Annotated in this window: 1 protein-coding gene; it reads right to left on the bottom strand. The window is 51.0% G+C overall.

The window, feature by feature from the left end; all coding sequences use genetic code 11:
• Positions 1-208: 208 nt before the first annotated feature.
• Positions 209-571 (bottom strand): site-specific integrase (locus EXE45_RS20945; protein WP_241989525.1); only part of this gene is annotated, 363 nt, incomplete at its 5' end.

The raw sequence follows: 571 nt of genomic DNA, 5'->3' as shown, positions 1-571 counted from the left end.
ATGGTGCGCAGAACGCGACGAGCGGTATGGCGTTCCGATTCTTCCACAGGTAATTCTTTTAGCTTGAATTTCCCCCGGTTCACGAGCATGGTCAGAGACGCATCCCAAACCCTATCGCGAAGAGTCACTGACTTCTCACCCCATTTCCTCGGTCGAAACTTTGGAACATGGTCTGCCTTTGGTGATGGGCTGATTTATTCGTTACCGCTCATCGCTTCTCGAAGTAGTCGTCAGCAGCTTCGTCAGCATTCCGAACATAGCGCTGTGCAGTCTCGTAGCGGTTAATTCGAAGCTGCTGCATTAGGAGGTTGATACTGCCACCTTTGTTGATGATGTCAGTCCCAACACCTCGTCGAATCATGTACCAGCCATTCTCTCTGTTTTCAACGTTGATGCCGATTTCTGCTTGTAGCCGCATCAGCACTCTGCGTCGGAGAATCGATGCACAGTACGGGCTCCCTCTCTGATTCAACCAGACCGCGTCTGTGTCAGCATACTCATCAAAGTTCGAACGCTCATCAAGCCAGTAATTGATGATGCCTGCAGCTTCCGGACTGATTCGACATCTCCG

Source organism: Halorubrum sp. SP9, assembly GCF_005435015.1.
In the GTDB taxonomy this organism is placed as follows: domain Archaea; phylum Halobacteriota; class Halobacteria; order Halobacteriales; family Haloferacaceae; genus Halorubrum; species Halorubrum sodomense.
Note: the sequence above shows the minus strand (reverse complement) of the source record. Positions and strands in the feature narration are given on the sequence as shown.